The organism is Streptomyces xiamenensis, from assembly GCF_000993785.3.
In the GTDB taxonomy this organism is placed as follows: Bacteria; Actinomycetota; Actinomycetes; order Streptomycetales; family Streptomycetaceae; genus Streptomyces; species Streptomyces xiamenensis.
The window spans coordinates 4,709,339-4,727,647 of sequence record NZ_CP009922.3 but is presented as its reverse complement, the minus strand read 5'-3'; the positions used below and the strand labels follow the sequence as shown (position 1 = coordinate 4,727,647).

17 protein-coding genes and 1 pseudogene are annotated in these 18,309 nt (G+C 71.7%); 5 read left to right on the top strand and 13 right to left on the bottom strand.

Annotation, left to right across the window (positions count from 1 at the left end):
• Positions 1-2: 2 nt before the first annotated feature.
• The 10 genes from SXIM_RS21935 to rpsB all read right to left on the bottom strand — a co-directional run bounded on the left by SXIM_RS21935 (position 3) and on the right by rpsB (position 11,339).
• Positions 3-1,577, bottom strand: coding sequence for a family 10 glycosylhydrolase (locus SXIM_RS21935; RefSeq protein ID WP_046724939.1), 1,575 nt, complete (start codon positions 1,575-1,577; stop codon positions 3-5).
• A 75-nt stretch (positions 1,578-1,652) separates the two neighbouring features.
• Positions 1,653-2,696 (bottom strand): ABC transporter ATP-binding protein, encoded by a 1,044-nt coding sequence (locus SXIM_RS21930; protein WP_046724938.1) that lies wholly within the window; start codon positions 2,694-2,696, stop codon positions 1,653-1,655.
• A gap of 14 nt (positions 2,697-2,710) precedes the next feature.
• Positions 2,711-4,333, bottom strand: coding sequence for an ABC transporter permease (locus SXIM_RS21925; protein WP_030738285.1), 1,623 nt, complete (start codon positions 4,331-4,333; stop codon positions 2,711-2,713).
• 89 nt (positions 4,334-4,422) lie between these two features.
• Positions 4,423-5,511, bottom strand: coding sequence for a thiamine ABC transporter substrate-binding protein (locus SXIM_RS21920; RefSeq protein WP_046724937.1), 1,089 nt, complete (start codon positions 5,509-5,511; stop codon positions 4,423-4,425).
• A 236-nt stretch (positions 5,512-5,747) separates the two neighbouring features.
• A complete protein-coding gene (rlmN, locus tag SXIM_RS21915; RefSeq protein WP_030738292.1) occupies positions 5,748-6,854 on the bottom strand; it encodes a dual-specificity RNA methyltransferase RlmN in 1,107 nt (368 codons plus the stop codon).
• A 35-nt stretch (positions 6,855-6,889) separates the two neighbouring features.
• Positions 6,890-7,921, bottom strand: coding sequence for a phosphatidate cytidylyltransferase (locus tag SXIM_RS21910; protein WP_046724936.1), 1,032 nt, complete (start codon positions 7,919-7,921; stop codon positions 6,890-6,892).
• A gap of 81 nt (positions 7,922-8,002) precedes the next feature.
• Entirely contained in the window at positions 8,003-8,560 is a 558-nt protein-coding gene (frr, locus tag SXIM_RS21905; RefSeq protein WP_030738298.1) for a ribosome recycling factor, read from the bottom strand.
• A 44-nt stretch (positions 8,561-8,604) separates the two neighbouring features.
• Positions 8,605-9,375 carry a UMP kinase gene (gene pyrH, locus SXIM_RS21900; protein WP_030738299.1) on the bottom strand — a complete coding sequence of 257 codons (771 nt, stop codon included), beginning with the start codon at positions 9,373-9,375 and terminating at the stop codon, positions 8,605-8,607.
• Positions 9,376-9,566: 191 nt separating this feature from the next.
• Positions 9,567-10,412, bottom strand: a complete 846-nt coding sequence (tsf, locus tag SXIM_RS21895; RefSeq protein ID WP_030738302.1) for a translation elongation factor Ts — start codon at positions 10,410-10,412, stop codon at positions 9,567-9,569.
• A 51-nt stretch (positions 10,413-10,463) separates the two neighbouring features.
• Positions 10,464-11,339: a 30S ribosomal protein S2 gene (gene rpsB, locus SXIM_RS21890; protein ID WP_030738305.1), complete on the bottom strand. Its 876-nt coding sequence runs from the start codon at positions 11,337-11,339 to the stop codon at positions 10,464-10,466.
• Between the two features lie 392 nt (positions 11,340-11,731).
• Here rpsB and SXIM_RS21885 point away from each other — a divergent pair, with 392 nt between their 5' ends.
• From SXIM_RS21885 to SXIM_RS27680, 5 genes are all read left to right on the top strand, one after another.
• A complete protein-coding gene (locus tag SXIM_RS21885) occupies positions 11,732-12,139 on the top strand; it encodes a YraN family protein (RefSeq protein WP_030738308.1) in 408 nt (135 codons plus the stop codon).
• A complete protein-coding gene (locus SXIM_RS21880) occupies positions 12,139-13,758 on the top strand; it encodes a YifB family Mg chelatase-like AAA ATPase (RefSeq protein ID WP_046724935.1) in 1,620 nt (539 codons plus the stop codon). Before SXIM_RS21885 ends, SXIM_RS21880 begins: the two co-directional genes overlap by 1 nt.
• Complete coding sequence (gene dprA / locus SXIM_RS21875) at positions 13,755-14,921, top strand: DNA-processing protein DprA (protein WP_046724934.1); 1,167 nt, start codon at positions 13,755-13,757, stop codon at positions 14,919-14,921. The genes SXIM_RS21880 and dprA overlap by 4 nt, the downstream gene beginning before the upstream one ends.
• Positions 14,922-15,075: 154 nt before the next feature.
• Positions 15,076-15,918, top strand: coding sequence for an RNA polymerase sigma factor WhiG (gene whiG, locus SXIM_RS21870; protein WP_030738314.1), 843 nt, complete (start codon positions 15,076-15,078; stop codon positions 15,916-15,918).
• Between the two features lie 55 nt (positions 15,919-15,973).
• Positions 15,974-16,609 carry a TetR/AcrR family transcriptional regulator gene (locus SXIM_RS27680; protein ID WP_246156914.1) on the top strand — a complete coding sequence of 212 codons (636 nt, stop codon included), beginning with the start codon at positions 15,974-15,976 and terminating at the stop codon, positions 16,607-16,609.
• A gap of 54 nt (positions 16,610-16,663) precedes the next feature.
• On the opposite strand, the pseudogene SXIM_RS27675 reads toward SXIM_RS27680, so the two are convergent.
• The 3 genes and pseudogenes from SXIM_RS27675 to lepB all read right to left on the bottom strand — a co-directional run.
• Positions 16,664-17,083, bottom strand: a pseudogene (locus SXIM_RS27675) (peptidoglycan DD-metalloendopeptidase family protein); the annotation flags it as partial.
• Between the two features lie 112 nt (positions 17,084-17,195).
• Entirely contained in the window at positions 17,196-17,531 is a 336-nt protein-coding gene (locus SXIM_RS21855; RefSeq protein ID WP_030738319.1) for a DUF2469 domain-containing protein, read from the bottom strand.
• Positions 17,532-17,559: 28 nt separating this feature from the next.
• The gene (lepB, locus tag SXIM_RS21850) at positions 17,560-18,306 is read right to left on the bottom strand and encodes a signal peptidase I (protein WP_046724932.1); all 747 of its coding nucleotides are present in this window, start codon (positions 18,304-18,306) and stop codon (positions 17,560-17,562) included.
• Positions 18,307-18,309: the final 3 nt, after the last annotated feature.

Here is an 18,309-nt window from a genome sequence, read left to right as displayed (position 1 = left end):
GGTCAGCGCACTGGCCGGAACGGGGCGAACGGTGCCTGGGCGATGCGGCCCTCGCGCACCTCGACGGCGGAGACCGGGGCGCCCACCACCCCCGAGGGCAGATCGACCGTCAGCAGATAGCGTCCCGGGGCCGCGTGTGCGAACCCGAACCAGCCGGAGCCGTCCGTCACCGTACGGACCGCCTGCGGCGCACCCCCGCCGCCCCGGCCGCCGAGCGGCCGCAGCGTGATCCGGGCCTGATCCAGCGGCGTACCGTCACGCAGCGCCAGCTGACCCGTCACGTGTCCCTCCCGCGGCGCCTCCTTCCATTCCATACCGGGCACGGCGGCCGGATCGGCGAAGGGGGCGTCGGGGCCGGTGGTGAGCGCGGCGGTGAGCCGTTCCCGTTCCGCCACCGGTCCGTTGGCCGCCACGTCCATGCTCGGCGAGGCGTAGGAGTAGCCGCTCCAGCCGGCCGCCACATTGCCGGAGGCGGTCGGCGTGAGCGCCTCGCGCACCTGCGCCAGGCTGCCCTCGACCGGGTTGAGGTAGAGCGCGGGTCCGGTCACCCCTTGCCGCCCGGCCTGCGAGTCGGCCAGGAACTCCGTCCACTCGCTGTACATCCGCGCCTGATCGGGGTTCCAGTCCCGCTTGTAGTTCATGGTGACCACGGTGTCGGTGATGCCCTCCGCCAGCCAGCCGGACCAGTCCTGGAGCACCTCCGCGTAGGTGCGCGTCGCCTCCCAGCCGCCCACCGACTGGGGGCCGAAACCGTACGTGATGGCGTTGACGGACAGCCGCGCGGCCGGATCCTCCTCCCACATGCCGAGGTAGATCCGCCGCACCAGAGAGGTGATCTGGTCCCGGCGCCACTCGCTCCACCGCGCGTCGTCGGGCGCGGGGATGCCGGTGTGCCCGGTGGCCTGCCGGAAGCGTTCCAGCGCGACCTCGTTGTACCCCCAGTCGCTGTGGGTGGTGGTGGAGCTGCCGTCGGGGTAGCGGATGTAGTCGAGGTTGATGCCGTCCACGTCGTACTGGCGGACGAGGGAACGGATGGCGTCCACGATGTACGCGGCGGCGTCCGGGTGCCCCGGGTCGATGTAGGCGTTGACGCCCTGGAGTTCTGTGCCGTCCGCCTTCTTGTTCAGCCAGCGGTCACGGCCCTGCGCGGTGGGCCCGTGCCGGTTGAAGACATGGTCGGCCGCGCGGGGCGGGGTGGCGCTGTTCCACAACGTGTTGACGTTGACCCAGGCGTGCACCTGAAGCCCTGCCGCGTGCGCCTGGGCGATGACCTCGTCCAGCGGGTCGTACGGGGCCGGGTCGATCGCGGCGTCGGTGCGCGGGTACAGTGCCCGGTTGCAGAAGCAGTCGTAGCGGCGGGCGGTCTGGACGATGAGCACGTTGGCGTTGACGGCGAGGGCGTCCTCGATCAGGGTGCTGACCTGATCAGGGGTGTAGATGCCGTCGTTGAAGGCGTCGACCCAGTAGCTGCGCCACTGTTCGGGGACGTCCTGCTCGGCACGGGCGGGGCCGGCCAGCGCGACGCTGCCCAGCAGCAGACTCAGCGCGACGAGCCAGGTGGCGACGATCCGTCTCATACGGCCCCTCCAGGGGTGGTTGACCGGACGCCGACAATTTACTTCGCCGCCCGGCCGACGTACAGACAGAAACTTTCACCCGTCACCGGGTTCGGCACCGGCCAGCGGCACCACCTCGCGCGGATCGAAGACGAGCCTCACCCGCTCACCCTCCGCAGGCGCCAGCCGCAGCGGTACGGAGGCCTCCAGTCGCGGGCCGCGCTCGGGATCCAGGAGCAGCACCACCCGCTCGCCGCGGAACGTGCGCGCGGCGACCGTGCAGCGCGGACCGCGGCCCTCACCCGTCAGCCCCACACCGGAGGGGCGGATGAGCAGTTGCCCCACGCCCTCGGGGGTCCCGGCGGGCACCGGAACCTCGCCCCACGGAGTGTGCGCCGTCCCGCCCCGTACGGTCGCCTCCGTCACATTGCGGAAGCCGAGGAACCGCGCGACGAACTCCGACGCCGGACGCTGCCACACCTCGGCCGGGCTGCCGCTCTGGGCGATCCGGCCGGCCCGCATCACCACGACACGGTCCGCGAGCGCGAACGCCTCCCCCTGATCGTGGGTGACCGCCAGCACTGTGGTGCCCAGTTGTCGGAACAACTGCCGCAACTCCACCACCAGACGCTCCCGCAGTCCCCGGTCCAGCTGACCGAGCGGTTCGTCCAGCATCAGCAGCCGGGGGCTCGGCGCCAGCGCGCGGGCGAGCGCCACCCGCTGCTGCTCTCCCCCGGACAGCGAACCCACCGACCGGCCGGCGGCGTCCGGCAGTCCGACCAGGTCGAGGAGTTCCGCCACCCGCCGCGCCGCCGCGTGGCGCGGTACGCCGCGTGTCCGCAGGCCGAAGGCGATGTTGCCGCCCACGTCCCGCTGCGGGAACAGCTGATGGTCCTGGAACATCAGCCCCAGGCCGCGGCGGTGGGTGGGCACCGCCGACTGGTCCTGCCCACCGAGCGTGACCGTGCCGGCGTCGGCGGGCCGCAGCCCGGCCACCGCGCGCAGCAGCGTGGACTTGCCGCTGCCGCTGGGGCCCAGCACACTCACGATCTCGCGTTCGGCTACGGCGAGGTCGACGGCGTCCAGCGCGGTGTGCGCGCCGAACCGTACGGTCAGCCCGTCCAGGCTCAGCAGAGGCATCGGGTTGTCTTCCTTCACAGCTCCCCCGTACGGCCCGGGCGCAGTCGCTCCAGAACCAGCAGCGTGGCGGCGCACACCAGCATGAGAATGGTGGACAGCGCCATCGCCTGCCCGTAGTTGAGTTCCCCGGCGCGCCCCAGCAGCCGGGCCACCGCGACCGGCAGCGTCGGGGTGTCGGCCCGGGCGATGAAGACCGTGGCGCCGAACTCGCCCAGGGACACGGCGAACGCGAACCCCGCCGCGACCAGCGCCGCCCGCCGCACCAGCGGCAGATCGACCTCCCGCCACACCCGCAGCGGGGAGGCACCCAGGACCGCCGCCGCCTCCCGCAGCCGGTCATCGACCGCGCGCAGGACGGGCAGCAGCACCCGCACGACGAACGGGACCCCGACCAGTGCCTGGGCGAGCGGCACCAGGATCCACGAGGACCGCAGGTCCAGGGGCGGTTCGTCGAGCGCGATCAGGAAACCGAAGCCCACGGTGACCGCCGAGGTGCCCAGCGGCAGCATCAGCAAGGCGTCGAAGCCCCGGGTGAAGCGGCCGGCCCGCCGGGTGAGCGCGGCGGCGGCCAGCCCGCCCACGGTCAGGGCGATCAGCGTGGCCACCGCTCCGTACGCCAGGGAGTGCCCGATGGCCTCCCACGGTGCCACCACGAAGGTGCCGCTGTCCGTGTTGGTCAGCGCCCGGTAATAAGCGAAGCCGTAGCCGTCGGGGCCGGACAGGGACCGTTCGACCAGCACGGCGAGCGGCAGCAGGAGCAGCAGCGCGATGGAGAGCAGGACCCCGGCCAGCAGCGACCACTGGGCGGCGCCGCGCGGACGGTGCGCCGCGGAACCCGCGTCCACCAGCCGCAGTGAGGTCTCGGCGCGGCGTACGGTGCGCGCGTGCAGGAGCAGCAGCGCGCCGACCGCCGCGAACTGGAGCAGCGTGAGCACGGCCGCGGTCGGCAGGTCGAGCAGTTGCGCGGTCTGCCGGTAGATCTCCACCTCCAGCGTGGCGTAGCGGGGCCCGCCGAGGATCTGCACGACGCCGAAGGAGGTGAAGGTGAAGAGAAAGACCATCAGCGCGGCGGAGGCCACGGCCGGGGCCAGCGCCGGGAGGGTGACCCGCCGCCAGGCCGCCGCGGGATTCGCGCCCAGGACGCGGGCGGCCTCCTCCTGGCGGGGGTCGAGCTGTGCCCACAGCCCGCCCACGGTGCGGACGACCACCGCGTAGTTGAAGAACACGTGAGCCAGCAGGATCGCCCACACCGTGGTGTCCAGGCGTATCCCCCACAGGTCCTCCAGCAACCCGCCCCGGCCCAGCAGCGCCAGGAAGGCGGCGCCGGCCACCACGGTGGGCAGCACGAAGGGCACGGTGACGGCGGCGTGCAGCAGCCGTTTGCCGGGGAAGTCGAGCCGGGCGAAGACATACGCGCCGGGCAGCGCCAGGGCGAGGGTGAGGGCGGTGGAGGCGGCGGCCTGCCACAGCGTGAACCACAGCACCTTGCGGATGCCGGGGTCCGAGAGCACCTCGGCGGCCGGACCCAGTTGCCAGGCTCCGCCGTCGCGCAGTCCGCGGCCGATGATGGCAGCGACCGGGTAGGCGAAGAACAGCGCGAAGAAGACCAGCGGCACCGCCAGCAGAGCCAGCCGCACGGCAATGGAACGGCGCCGCGCCCGGGCGGCTGCCGGGGAGGACGAAGCGGGCGGCGGACCGTGCTCCGCCGCCGCGCCCTGTTCGCGAACTACCTGATGACCAGCGAGGTCCACGTCGACACCCAGTCCTCGCGGTGCTCCGCGATCCGCTGCGGCTCCATCGTCAGCGGCGTCTCGATCGTCTCGCCGTAGGTGACGAACTCCTGCGGCAGTTCGGCGTCGGGGCGCACCGGGTTGACGAACATCTGCAGCGGCAGGTCCTCCTGGAAGTCCAGGCCGATCAGGAAGTCGAGCAGTGCCTGGCCACCCTCGGGATTGCCGGCCCCGGCCAGCAGCCCGGCGAACTCGATCTGCCGGAAGCAGGTACCGCTCGACACCCCGGTCGGACCTTCCTCGGGAAGCTCGCCCTCGCCGTAGATGACCTCGGCGGGCGGGCTTGAGGCGTAGGAGACCACCAGCGGCCGGTCACCGGCGCCGCCGCCCGCGCCGGAGAAGCGCTCGTTGTACGCCTGCTCCCAGCCGTCGACGACCTCCACACCGTTGTCGCGCAACGCCTGCCAGTACTCCTGCCAGCCGTCGTCCCCGTAGGCCGCGACGGTGCCCAGCAGGAAGCCGAGACCGGGCGAGGAGGTGGCGGCGTTCTGCACCACGAGGAGATCCCGGTACGCGGGGTCGATGAGGTCGTCCAGGTCCTGCGGCGGCGCCAGGTCGTGCTCGGCGAAGTACGCGCGGTCGTAGTTGACGCAGATGTCGCCGCTGTCGACGGGCGTCACCCGGTGCTCCCCCGCGTCCAGCTGATACGTCTCGGGGACCGTGTCGAGACCGGCCGCCTCGTACGGGGTGAAGACGCCCTCGTCCAGAGCGCGGGAGAGCAGGGTGTTGTCGATACCGAAGAGCACATCGCCCTGCGGGTTGTTCTTGGAGAGCACCGCCTGGTTGACCATCACCCCGGCGTCACCGGCGCGCAGCACCTGGACCCGGTAGCCGGTCTGCTCGGTGAATTTCTCCAGTACCTCGGGCGAGACGTTGAACGAGTCGTGGGTGACGAGGGTGACCTGATCGCCGCCGGAGCTGCCGGAGCCGTCGGAGTCTCCGCCGCTTCCGCAGGCGGTCAGGGTCACCGCCGCCGCGGAGAGGGCGAGGGCCGCCGCGAGCCGGCGGGCACTGCTGCGCGTCATCGTGCTGCTTTCTCAAGGAGGGCACACGCGGGCAGCACGAGAGAGATCGACTTCCTACCCAGCATGACCTGGGCGAGGTTCGAGGGTCTGCGGCCTGCTGCCGCACTCTCAGCGCTGCGAGCGCTCCCCTGTCGGAGTAATGCGTTTGTTCGACGTCACGATAGCAGCAGGTCCGGACAGAACCGCCCGGACCGCTGAAGACCGACCGGAGCAGCCCGGACCGCCCGGGACCGCCGCTATCGCTCCGCCGCCGCCAGCTGCCCGCAGGCACCCTCGATCTCCTGGCCACGGGTGTCCCGTACGGTGACCGGCACACCCTGTGCCCGGAGGGCCTCGACGAACGCCGCCTCGTCCTCGGGACGGGAGGCCGTCCACTTCGAACCGGGCGTCGGGTTCAGCGGGATGAGGTTGACGTGCGCCCGGTGTCCGCGCAGCAGCTTGCCAAGCAGATCGGCGCGCCACGCCTGGTCGTTGATGTCCCTGATCAGCGCGTACTCGATGGAGATGCGGCGCCCGGAGCGCTCCGCGTACTCCCACGCCGCGTCCAGGACCTCACGGACCTTCCAGCGGGTGTTCACCGGTACCAGGGTGTCGCGCAGCTCGTCGTCGGGGGCGTGCAGCGAGACCGCCAGCCGGCAGCTCAGCCCCTCGTCGGCGAACCGGCGCATCGCCGGGACCAGACCGACGGTGGAGACCGTGATGCCCCGCTGGGAGAGCCCGATGCCGTCCGGCTCGGGGTCGGTCAGCCGCCGGATCGCGCCGATGACGCGGTTGTAGTTGGCCAGCGGCTCGCCCATGCCCATGAAGACGATGTTCGACAGCCGCGCCGGGCCGCCGGGCACCTCGCCGTCCCGCAGTGCGCGCATCCCGTCCACGATCTGGTGCACGATCTCGGCGGTGGACAGATTGCGGTCGAGCCCGGCCTGGCCGGTGGCGCAGAACGGGCAGTTCATGCCGCAGCCGGCCTGTGAGGAGATGCACATGGTGACCCGGTCCGGGTACCGCATCAGCACGGACTCCACCAGTGTCCCGTCGTGCAGCCGCCACAGGGTCTTGCGGGTGGCGCCGTCGTCGCAGCTGATGTGCCGGACCACCGACATCAGCTGCGGCAGCAGCCCGCTCGCCAGCCGCTCCCGGGCGGCGGCCGGAATGTCCGTCCAGGCGGCCGGGTCATCGTTGAGGCGGGCGAAGTAGTGCCGCGACAGCTGCTGGGCGCGGAACGGCTTCTCGCCGAGGGCGGCCACCGCCTCGCGGCGCTCCGCGGGGGTCAGATCGGCGAGGTGGCGCGGCGGCTTCTTGGCTCCGCGGGGCGCGACAAAGGTCAGTTCTCCGGGCTTAGGCATGGTTCAGCCAGTGTCGCAGATTCACCCGCGTGGGCTCACCCGGCGCCGGTGAAGGCCAGGTAGAGCAGCCAGGCCACGGGGGCGGTGGGCAGCAGCGAGTCGAGCCGGTCCATGATGCCGCCGTGGCCCGGCAGCAGTGTGCCCATGTCCTTGATGCCCAGATCGCGCTTGATCATGGACTCGCCCAGGTCACCGAGCGTCGCGCAGATGGCGACGGCGAGCCCCATCAGGAGGCCCTGCCACCACAAGCCGTCCTCGATGAGGAAGGCGAAGCACAGGGCGCCGCCCACCATCGCGAAGGAGATGGCGCCCGCCAGCCCCTCCAGGGTCTTCCCGGGGCTGATGCGGGGGGCGAGCTTGCGCCGGCCCAGCCGCCAGCCGACCGCGTAGGCGCCGGTGTCGCTGAGCACCACCAGCACCAGGAAGGTCAGAACGCGCCACGCGCCGTCGTCGGCGGCGAGCATGAGCGCCACGAACGTGGCCAGGAAGGGAACGTAGAAGGCGGCGAAGACCGACGCGGTGGCGTCCCGCAGGTAGGTCTCGGGCGAGATCGCCATCCGCCACAGGAGCACCACGAGCACCGTGAGCCCCAGGGCCACCCAGGCACCCGCCGCACCGCGCAGGTACCCCGCCACCACGATGGCGGCGCCGCCGACCGCCAGCGGCACCATGGGCACCTGGATCTGCTTGCGCTCGGCGAGCCGGGAGCACAGCTCCCACACCCCGACCATGACGGCGACCGCTATCACGCCGAGGAAGACCGGCTTGTAGATGAAGAGCGAGGCGATGATCACCGCGCCCAGCGCCAGCCCCACCCCGACGGCGGCCCGCAGGTCGCGTCCCGCCCGCTTGCCGCCGCTCGATCCGCCCTGCCCCTGGGGGCCGCCGCCCGCGGCGACGCCCGGCGTGGACGCCGCCGGCGCGGCGGAGGCGGGTGGAGTGCCCGCCCCGTCACGCCCGGGGCCCCGGCTCCCACCCTCGTGACCCGCCGCGTGGGGACGGGCGTTCGCCGGCGGTTCCCCGTAACCGGCGGCGGGCTGGGGCGGGCGCCAGGATGGTTCGTTCACAGGTGGCGGTGTCCTTCGTCCTTCGGTGGCGGCGGTGCGGCGTGACAGCGGGAGCGGCGACGTGGGGACGCCGCCCGGCGCTCAGATTTCGAGCAGCTCGGCTTCCTTGTGCTTGAGCAGCTCATCGACCTGGGCGACGTACTTGCTGGTGGTGTCGTCCAGTTCCTTCTCCGCGCGCCGGCCCTCGTCCTCGCCGACCTCGCCGTCCTTAACGGACTTGTCGATCGATTCCTTGGCCTTGCGGCGCACCCCGCGGATCGAGATCTTGGCGTCCTCGCCCTTGGTCTTGGCGACCTTGATGTAGTCCCGGCGCCGTTCCTCGCTCAGTTCGGGAAGGACCACCCGGATGATGTGACCGTCGTTGGTGGGGTTGACGCCCAGGTCCGAGTCGCGGATCGCCTGCTCGATGTTGCGCAGCGCGGTCTTGTCGAACGGGGTCACCACCGCCATCCGGGCCTCGGGCACCGAGAACGAGGCCAGCTGGTTGATCGGGGTCATCGCGCCGTAGTACTCGGCCACGATCTTGTTGAACATCGCCGGGTGGGCACGGCCGGTACGGATCGCGGCCAGATCCTCCTTGGCGACGACGACTGCCTTCTCCATCTTCTCCTCAGCCTCGAGGAGGGCTTCTTCGATCACCACGTGCTCCTGGTTCGATGTGTATGACGTGACGTGACGGGCGGTCAGGCCCGTCGGCCCTGGCTGTTCACGAGCGTGCCGATCTTCTCACCCTTTACGGCGCGGGCGATATTGCCTTCGGCCAGCAGTTCGAAGACCAGAATGGGGAGCGAATTGTCCCGGCACAGCGTGATGGCTGTGGCATCGGCGACCCGCAGATCGCGCGTGATGACCTCGCCGTAATCGAGGGCGTCGTACTTCACCGCGTCGGGGTTCTTGGCCGGGTCGGAGTCGTAGACTCCGTCGACCCCGTTCTTGCCCATCAGCAGCGCCTCGGCGTTGATCTCCAGCGCACGCTGGGCGGCCGTGGTGTCGGTGGAGAAGTAGGGCATGCCCATGCCGGCGCCGAAGATGACGACCCGGCCCTTCTCCAGGTGCCGCACCGCGCGCAGCGGAATGTACGGCTCGGCGACCTGTCCCATGGTGATCGCCGTCTGCACCCGGGAGTCGATGCCCTCCTTCTCCAGGAAGTCCTGGAGCGCGAGGCAGTTCATCACCGTGCCCAGCATGCCCATGTAGTCGGACCTGGCCCGGTCCATGCCGCGCTGCTGGAGTTCGGCCCCGCGGAAGAAGTTCCCGCCGCCGATGACCACGGCGATCTGAGCACCGTCCCGGACCACGGCGGCGATCTCCCGCGCCATCTTGTGGACGATGTCGGGGTCGACGCCGAGCCCTCCATTGCCCGCGAAGGCCTCTCCCGAAAGCTTCAGGAGAAAGCGGGGAGGTGTGACGTCCTTGCCGTCCGTCCTTTCGGCGGCGGCGGCGCCCTGGTTCATGGAAATCTCCTCGTGCGCATGCTGAAGAGGCCATTGCCCGTGGATCCTTGACGGTCCTGTTCGGCAATGGCCTCCTCGTCACAACTGCGGCCGGCCGGGTCCTGACCCGGCTCGGCCGTACGGCCTGCCGCCCCCGACAATAGCCGGGCGCGGTCCCGTCCGCCGCCGATGGCGCGGGACGGATTCCGTGATCAGGCGCCGACGCGGAAGCGGGCGAAGTTCTTGACCGTGGCGCCCGCCTCGGTCAGGACCTTCTGCACCGTCTTCTTGTTGTCCTTCGCGAAGGCCTGGTCGAGGAGAACGTTCTCCTTGTAGAAGCCGTTCACCCGACCCTCGACGATGCGCGCCAGGGCGGCCTCGGGCTTGCCCTCCTCGCGGGCGGTCGCCTCGGCGACGCGACGCTCGGAGTCGACCAGCTCGGCGGGCACGTCCTCGCGGGACAGGTAGCGCGGGCCGAACGCGGCGATGTGCTGCGCGACGTCCTTGACCACCTGGGCGGCCTGGTCGCCGGCCTCGGCCAGCTCCACCAGCACACCCACCTGCGGCGGCAGGTCGGGGTTGGTGCGGTGCAGGTAGGAGCCGACGTAGCCGCCGGTGAAGCGCGCGAAGCGGTCGAGAACGATCTTCTCGCCCAGGGTCGCGTTGGCCTCGTCGACGTACGCCTGCACGGACTTGCCGGGCTCGATCTCCGAGGCCAGCAGGGTCTCCAGGTCCGCGGGGGCGGTCGCGGAGACGTGCTGCGCGATGGTGGCGAGTGCGGCCTGGAACTTCTCGCCCTTGGCGACGAAGTCCGTCTCGCACTTGAGCTCGACCAGCACACCGGAGGTGGCGTCGTCGGAGATCAGCGAGGTGACGGCGCCGTTCTCGGTGGTGCGGCTCTCACGCTTGGCCACACCCTTCTGCCCCTTGACGCGCAGGATCTCAACGGCCTTGTCGACGTTGCCCTCGGCCTCGTCCAGCGCCTTCTTGCAGTCCATCATGCCGGCGCCGGTCAGCTCACGGAGCTTCTTGACGTCAGCGGCGGTGTAGTTCGCCATGGTTGTCTGATTCTCTTCCCGGAATGTCGATGAATCGCTCTGCGGCTCGCGTCAGCCCTGCTCGGCGGGGGTGTCCGCCGCGGGGGCCTCGGGGGCGGCCTCGGCGGGGGCCTGCTCGGCGGGCTTGTCCTCGGCCTTGGCCTCGGCGGACTCACCGCGCTCCAGCAGCTCGCGCTCCCACTCGGGCAGCGGCTCGGCGGCCGCCTTCTCGCCGCCCTTGGCCGCCTCGGCGGCACCGGAGCGGGAGATCAGGCCCTCGGCGACGGCGTCGGCGATGACCCGGGTGAGCAGCGTGACGGAGCGGATCGCGTCGTCGTTGCCGGGGATCTTGTAGTCGACCTCGTCCGGGTCGCAGTTGGTGTCGAGGATCGCGACCACCGGGATGTTGAGCTTGCGGGCCTCGCCGACGGCGATGTGCTCCTTCTTGGTGTCCACGATCCAGACGGCGCTGGGCACCTTCTGCATGTCGCGGATACCGCCCAGGGTCTTCTCCAGCTTGGCCTTCTCGCGGGAGAGAACGAGCAGTTCCTTCTTGGTCAGGCCGGAGGCGGCCACGTCCTCGAAGTCGATCTGCTCCAGCTCCTTGAGGCGCTGGAGGCGCTTGTGCACGGTGGAGAAGTTGGTGAGCATGCCGCCGAGCCAGCGCTGGTTGACGAAGGGCATGCCAACCCGGGTCGCCTGCTCCGCGATGGCCTGCTGAGCCTGCTTCTTGGTGCCGACGAACATGACCGTGCCGCCGTGGGCGACGGTCTCCTTGACGAACTCGTAGGCGCGGTCGATGTACGACAGCGACTGGAGCAGGTCGATGATGTAGATGCCGTTGCGCTCGGTGAAGATGAAGCGCTTCATCTTCGGGTTCCAGCGGCGGGTCTGGTGCCCGAAGTGGACGCCGCTCTCCAGCAGCTCCCGCATCGTGACGACGGCCATGGCCGTTCTCCTCGTGGTACTCGGTTGTCAGCGCCGGCCGGGCGGCCGGCGCTCCTGACGCCCCTGCGCGCTGTGCCGGGGAAGCCGGTGAAGGCTGTCCCGCGGACCGAGTGTCGCGGCCACCTCAGCGCTTCGGCTGCGAGGCCGGGACGCGGTGGTGGCGGGGCATGCGAGGTCGATCCGGGTCCCCGGATCGCCACCAGAAGTGTACGGGACCCCAGGCATGCGGGGCGACAGCCCATCGGTGGCCGTCCGGGCGCCCGCGGACCCCGCCACGACGGGAACCCGTTCACCCGCAAGGGTGAACGGGTTGTCCACACCCCCGGGGTTGTCCACAGGCCCCCGCGGGCTTCCTCCGGCTGGGGCACCGTCCGGGGCGGAGGTGATGCGCGATGGCGCGTGCGACGGGACGCACCGGAGGACAGCGAGGAGCGCTGGGCCGGTTCGGAGAGGACCTGGCGGTACGGCGGCTGGCGGCCGCGGGCACGACCGTGCTGGAGCGGAACTGGCGCTGCCGGGCCGGGGAGATCGACATCGTGGCCCGGGAGCCCGGCCGGGCCGGGGCCGTGCTGGTGTGCGAGGTGAAGACCCGCAGGGGAGCGGGGTTCCAGCACCCGATGGCGGGCGTGACGCCCAGCAAGGCGGAACGGCTGCGACGGCTGGCCGAGTGGTGGCTGAGCGAACGCTGGCTGCCGGCGTACGGCACCCCGCCGGCCGGCGGGGTACGGATCGATCTGATCGGGGTGCTGCTGCCCCGCCGAGGTGCTCCGGTCGTGGAGCACGCCAAGGGGGTGGCGTGATGGGGTTCGCGCGTACCGGAGCCGTCGCTCTCGTCGGGGTCGAGGGCGTCGTGGTGGAGGTGCAGGCGGATCTGGAGCCGGGGTTGGCGGCCTTCACCCTGGTCGGCCTCGCCGACCGAACGCTGAACGAGAGCCGGGACCGGGTGCGGGCAGCGGTGCTCAACTCGGGCGCCGAGTGGCCGCAGAAGAAACTCACCGTGGGGCTCAGCCCGGCGGCGGTGCCCAAGCGCGGCAGCGGCTTCGACCTGGCCGTGGCCTGCGCCGTCCTGGCGGCGGCCGAACGCATCGACCCCAAGGCGATCGCGGACCTGCTGCTGATCGGGGAGCTGGGCCTGGACGGCGGGGTCCGGCCGGTGCGCGGGGTGCTGCCCGCCGTGCTCACCGCGGCGGAGGCCGGATACCGGCAGGTGGTGGTGCCCGAGCAGACCGCCGCCGAGGCGGCGCTGGTGCCGGACGTGGCGGTGCTGGGGGTACGCAGCCTGCGGCAGCTGATCGCGGTACTGGCCGGTGAGCCGGTGCCGGAGGAGCCCACGCCCGGGACCGGGCCCGAGGGAGCCGGCCCCGGGGCACATGGCGCGAGCTGGGGCTATCCGCGGCCGGGCGGCCTGTATCGCACCTTCGACGGAACGGAGCGGCCACCCGATCTGGCGGAGGTGGCGGGCCAGCGGCTGGCCCGCCGGGCGCTGGAGGTGGCGGCGGCCGGGCGGCACCATCTGTTCCTCAAGGGCTCGCCCGGTGCGGGCAAGACCATGCTGGCCGAGCGGCTGCCGGGACTGCTGCCGCCGCTCACCCGCCAGGAGGCGCTGGAGGTCACGGCGGTGCACTCGGTGAGCGGTTCGCTGCCGCCGGGGCGTCCCCTGGTGGACCGGCCGCCGTACTGCGCCCCGCACCACTCCGCCTCACTGCCCGCACTGGTGGGCGGCGGCAGCGGACTGCCCCGGCCCGGCGCGGCCTCCCTCGCCCACCACGGGGTGCTCTTTCTGGACGAGGCTGCCGAGATGAGCAGCCAGGTGCTGGACGCGCTGCGGCAGCCGCTGGAGTCCGGGCAGGTGGTGGTGGCACGCTCGGCCGGGATGCTGCGGATGCCGGCCCGGGTGCTGCTGGTGCTGGCCGCCAATCCCTGCCCGTGCGGGCTGCACGGTTCGCCCGCCGGTGAGTGCGAGTGTCCGCCCAGTACAGTGCGGCGCTACCGGGCCCGGCTGTCCGGCCCGCTGCTGGACCGGATCGATCTGCGGGTGCCGGTGGAGCCGGTGGGACGGGCCGAATTGACGTCGCCGGGCGGCGGCGAGTCGACCGCCGAGGTGGCGGAACGGGTGGGTGCGGCCAGGGAGCGGGCCGCGGCCCGCTACGCGGGGATGGCGTGGTCCACCAACGGTGAGGCTCCGGGTCACGAGCTGCGGAGCCGCTGGGCGCCGGCCCCCGGAGCACTGGCCAGGGCGGAGATGGACCTGGATCGCGGCACGCTGACGGCCCGGGGCCTGGACCGGGTGCTGCGGGTGGCCTGGACGGTGGCGGACCTGGCCGGGCACGACCGGCCCACGGCGGACGACGTGGATGCCGCTCTGGAGTTCCGCACCGGGGTACGACGGGGCGCCGGGGTGGCGGGGAGTCTGCCGTGAGCGGCTCGGTATCGCACGAGGAACGGCTGGCACGGGCGGCGCTCACCGGGGTGATCGAGCCCGGGGACGAACTCATGGGCCGGCAGCTGGCCCGGCTGGGCGCCGAACGGGTGTGGCGTGCCCTTGAGCGGGACGAGCCGCTGCCGGAGGTGTCGGCCGGCCGCTGGGCCGGCCTGCGGCTGCGGGCCGAGCGGGCCACGCCGGGCCCCGACCTGGAGGAGATGGCCCGATGCGGCGGCCGGCTGGTGTGCCCGGGTGACTGGGAGTGGCCCGGACAGTTGGACGATCTCGGGGAGACCCGCCCCGTTGCTCTGTGGGCGCGCGGCGGCTGCTCACTGCGGTTCGTGGCACTGCGGTCGGTCTCCTTGGTGGGAGCGCGGGCGTGCACCGACTACGGGGGACACATGGCCTCGGAGCTGGGAGCCGCGCTCGCCGAGCGCGGCTGGACGGTGATCTCGGGTGCCGCGTACGGGATCGACGGCGCGGCGCACCGCGGCGCGCTCGCGGTGGCCGGCCCCACGGTGGCCGTTCTGGCCTGCGGTCTCGATGTGGCCTACCCGGCCGGCCACCGGGAACTGCTGAGCCGGATCGCCGAGAGCGGGCTGCTGGTCAGCGAGCTGCCACCGGGGGAACGTCCCACCCGGGGCAGGTTCGTGCAGCGGAACCGGGTGATCGCCGCGCTGAGCCGCGGGACGGTGGTGGTGGAGGCCGCATTGCGCAGCGGTTCGCTGATCACCGCCCGGCGGGCGGCCGGGCTCGGGCGGCATCTGATGGCGGTGCCGGGCCCGGTGACCTCGGGGCTCTCGGCAGGGGCGCACCGGCTGATCCGTCAGGAGGCGACCTTGGTGGGCGGGGCGGACGAGGTCATCGAGCTCGTCGGTGACATGGGGGAGGTGGCGGACACGGAGGCCGGCCCGGTGGTTCCCCGTGATCTGCTGGGTGAGACGGCGGGTCGGGTGCTGGACGCGCTGCCGGCCTCGGGAGCGGTCACGGTGGCGGAGGTCGCCCGCGGGGCCTGCATGGCCGCCGACACGGCTCTGGCCCGGCTGCTCGAACTCGGCTCCCTCGGCTTTGTCGAACATGTTGGCGATCGCTGGCAGTTACGGCATTGCCACGGCCGACACGCCCTCCCCTCCGTGTCACACGTTGGTGCGGGGGCGTAACACGACGGTGCGGCCAGCGGAACGTATCTGCGCATCGGTCAACTTCGGCCACCTGCACAAAGCGACCCACCAGTCACGCTACGCTCACAGAGTTCGCCATCCCGGAACTCCGCATCACCCGCTCAGATCCCTGCAGAACGGCTCAAGACAACGCATGCCCCAGCACTCTCCCGGGCCCGCGCACCCGGCGCCGGCCGCACCGGCCGTGGTGGAGAGCGCGACGCTTCCCGCCGCGCCCACCTCGCTCGATGGGCTGTGGCGCACCTACAAGGCCACCGGCGACGAGCGGCTGCGGGAGCAGCTGATCCTGCATTACTCCCCCCTGGTGAAGTACGTGGCGGGCCGGGTGAGTGTGGGGCTGCCACCCAATGTGGAGCAGGCCGACTTCGTCTCCTCCGGGGTGTTCGGTCTGATCGACGCGATCGAGAAGTTCGACCCAGAGCGCTCCATCAAGTTCGAGACCTACGCCATCACCCGGATCCGCGGCGCGATGATCGACGAACTGCGGGCCCTGGACTGGATCCCGCGCTCGGTGCGGCAGAAGGCACGCGCCATCGAGCGGGCCTACGCCACCTTGGAGGCGTCGCTGCGCCGCACCCCCTCGGAGTCCGAGGTGGCCCGGGAGATGGACATCACCCTGGAGGAACTCCACGCGGTATTCAGCCAGTTGTCACTTGCCAATGTGGTGGCACTGGAGGAGTTGCTTCATGTGGGCGGGGAGAGCGGCGACCGGCTGAGCCTGATGGACACGCTGGAGGACACGGCCGCCGACGATCCGGTGGAGGTGGCCGAGGACCGCGAACTGCGGCGCCTGCTGGCCCGGGCCGTCAACACCCTGCCGGAGCGGGAGAAGACGGTGGTGACGCTGTACTACTACGAAGGGCTGACGCTGGCGGAGATCGGCCAGGTTCTGGGGGTCACCGAGAGCCGGGTCAGCCAGATCCACACCAAGTCCGTGCTCCAGCTGCGGGCGAAGCTCGCCGAGGTGAGCGGTTGAGGCACCCCTTGCGCGCAGGGCTGAACCGCGCCGCCGCACGCTCTACAGTGGTCTGGTGCCCAGGATCCAAGCGGCCTCCGTGGCCGAGCACCGCTCGCTGCAGCGCGACGCCCTGCTGGACGCTGCCCGGTCACTGTTGTCCGAAGGCGGAGCAGCCGCACTGACCTTCCCCGCGCTTGCTGCCCGTACGGGCCTGGCGCGTTCCTCCGTCTACGAGTACTTCCGCTCCCGGGGTGCGGTGGTCGAGGCGCTGTGCGCGGTCGACTTCCCCCTGTGGGTCGCCGAGATCGAGGCGGCGGTGGCCGCGGCGGACTCCCCGCGCGGCCAGGTGGAGGCCTATGTGCGTGCGCAGCTCGCGCTCGCCTGCGACGGTCGGCACCGAGCGGTGGTGGCGCTGTCCGCCATGGAACTTGACGCGGCGGCCCGGGAGAAGATCAAGGCGGCGCACGGCGGCCTGTTTGAGCTGATCACCGAAGCGCTTCGCGGCCTGGGGCACACCGAGCCGCGGCCGGCGGCGGCGCTCCTCCAGGGAGTGGTGGACGCCGCGGTGCGCCGGGCGCTGTCCGGGTTCGACGACCCGGCCGAGATCGCCGGTACCGCCGTGCGGATCGCGCTGGACGGAGTGGGCGGGGCCGTCGCCGGGGAGCGGGACGCCGTGGACGGGCAGCAGCCGGGAGGGGCCCGGGCGTAGCAGCTCGGCGGGCAGCAGGCTCAGCGGGTCCCGATAGCGGCGGGTGCCGCTCTCTTTGAAGCCCCAGTGCAGGCAGGGCCGGTCGCAGTGGTACCGGCCGCTCTCCAGGATTCCCACCGGCTGACCGGCGGTGACCTTCTCCCCCGCGGCCACGGTCGCCCGCACCGGCTCGTAGGTGATGCGCATCGGAGGGCCGTCGTCACCGGCGAGCTCGATGCTGATCACCCCGCGGCCCCCGACCTGGCCCGCGAACACCACGGTGCCCGGAGCTGCCGCCACCACGGTGGCGCCCGGGTCGGTGTGCAGGTCCACTCCGCGGTGGCCGGCGCCCCATGGGGTGGCGGGAGGATCGAAGAGCCGGAGGATCAGCGGCCGGGACGCCCCTTGGGCACCGGGGACGGGCCAGGCACGGTCGGGCGGTGAGCCGCCACCGGCCAGAGCGAGCAGAAGACAACACAGAGTGATCGGAGCCATGCGGGCAGGCTGCCCGATACGGGCCGGTCAAGGTGCAGGGCGGCCGGAATCTGTGGAAAACCGGGCTGCTGTGGATAACTCACTCACTCGTCCGAGTGAGTCTGTGGTGCGGTCACTGCCCGTGCGATCCGCCGAATCCCGAGTCCTCGGGCAGATCGAGATCGCTCTTGTTGAGCTCCTCGATGTTCACGTCCTTGAAGGTGAGGACACGCACCTGCTTGACGAAACGGGCCGGACGGTACATGTCCCACACCCAGGCGTCGGCCATCGACACCTCGAAGAACACCTCTCCCTGGACCGAGTGCACCTGCATCTCGTAGTCGTTGGTGAGGTAGAAGCGCCGCTCGGTCTCAATCACATATGTGAACAGACCGACGACGTCACGGTACTCCCGGTAGAGCTTCAGCTCCATCTCGGTCTCGTACTTTTCGAGGTCCTCGGCGCTCATGGCGTGATCCCCTTCAGCCGTGCTTCCCTCATTGTGCGTCACCCGTCGGTTTCGGCACCCCTCGGTGGCCCGATCGGGATGAGCGACGCGCCAGCGGGCCGTAGAGCGCCCCGGCGAGGATCAGCAGCAGGCCGGCGGCGATGGCCCAGCACAGCAGGAGAAACGGTCCTGTACCGGATATGCCGCCGGGCTGGTCGGCGAAGCCGGTGGGGCGCGGCAGCAGCCCCGCGGAGCCGGGCGGCCACAGCGTGGCCTCCACCCGGGCGGTGACCGCCTGCACGGGCACACTGCCCGCCGTGGCCTCGCTGATCTGATCGCGGGAGTCGATGGAGGCCAGCCGCTGGTCACCCAGCAGGAACAGCTCGCCCTCCGGGATCCGGACCTCGTAGGCCGTGGGTGACTCACTCCACCGCGGGTCCAGGTACGGCTCGTGGACCGGCTCGCCGTTCACCAGCAGCAGCCCGCCCGGGTCGCAGCAGGCCACGGTGTCCCCGCCCAGGCCCACGACACGCTTGATCATCGGGGCGTCCCCCCAGGTCGCCTCCCGGAAGACCACGACATCCCCGCGGCGCACCTGCTCGCCCTCGATGCGCTGGGCCAGCACCCGGTCCCCCGCCGCGACCGAGGGGTGCATGGAGTCGGTGGGTACGGCGTACGGCTGATAGAGCAGGGCGCCCACGGCGAAGCCGCCCACGAACAGCACGCAGCCCAGGGCGACGGCGATCTGGGACAGCCGATGCCCCACCCCCGTGGGACGGCGCGGCGCTCCGTTCATCAC